A 904-nucleotide genomic window follows, 5' to 3' on the forward strand; every position below is an offset into this window, starting at 1 on the left:
CCTATGATGCCGTGATGATGTCCCGCGTTCTGGTGCTGCAGGCGCTCTACAGCCTCTCCGACGAGCAGGCCGAATTCCAATTGCGGAACCGATTGTCCTTCATGCGCTTCGCGAGCCTTGGCCTGCACCAGGCCGTGCCGGACGCCAAGACGATCGGGCTCTGTCGCGAACAGCTCAAATAGGCGGGAGCTATCAAGGGGCTGTTCCGCCGCTTCGACGCGGTACTGGCCGAGCAGGGCTTTCTCGCCATGGGTGGACAGATCATCGGCGCCACTCTGATAGCCGCGTCGCGCGAGAAGCTCACCATCGAGAAGGCCATCATCCGGGAGAGCAGCACGCCGGAGGGCTGGTCCCGCGCTAAGCAGGCGCAGAAGGACCCCGCTGGACGCTCAAGCGCGGCAGAGCCAATCCCAAACCCGAAGGCACACGGCGCCAAGCCATCCAGATCGCCGATCTTCGGTTGCAAAAGCCACATCGACATCGATCGGCGGCACGGGCTGATCCGCCGCTGCCGGAAAACTCTCAGAATGGCCGGACCAGTTTCCCGGTCTAAGGTCAAATGCCGCGGGTGGTGGCGGAAACCCATGTTGCGGGCGACGGGTTTCTCCCTTGCTCCTAGCAAGGAAGATGGCAATGGACGGGAAGCAGGGCGGCGGTGCCGGGGACAGCGGCGAGCGGCACGAGAAGGCGCTGGACATTGTGGAAGCGGCCCTCGACGAATTTGCCGAGGGCAACGATGCGCGGGGTGACGAGCTGGTCCAGGAGGCCAACCGGATCGACCCCACGGCCGCGCAGGAGGTGGCCAGAGATCTTGAGGAGGATGCCGGCTCGGACCCAGGGGCGGCCGAGAAAGCCTAGCGGAGGACCGCTGCACGCTGCGATGGCCTTCCCGGCGTTTCCACGG

At 65.0% G+C, this 904-nt stretch carries 2 protein-coding genes; both read left to right on the forward strand.

Annotated features, from left to right (window positions below; all coding sequences use genetic code 11):
- The coding region (locus tag D2K64_RS23795; protein ID WP_162306253.1) for a transposase at positions 1 to 182 on the forward strand (182 nt) is incomplete at its 5' end.
- Positions 183 to 633: 451 nt separating this feature from the next.
- Complete coding sequence (locus D2K64_RS23800) at positions 634 to 858, forward strand: hypothetical protein (protein ID WP_120010903.1); 225 nt, start codon at positions 634 to 636, stop codon at positions 856 to 858.
- Positions 859 to 904: the final 46 nt, after the last annotated feature.

The organism is Teichococcus vastitatis, assembly GCF_003604215.1.
GTDB lineage: Bacteria > Pseudomonadota > Alphaproteobacteria > Acetobacterales > Acetobacteraceae > Pseudoroseomonas > Pseudoroseomonas vastitatis.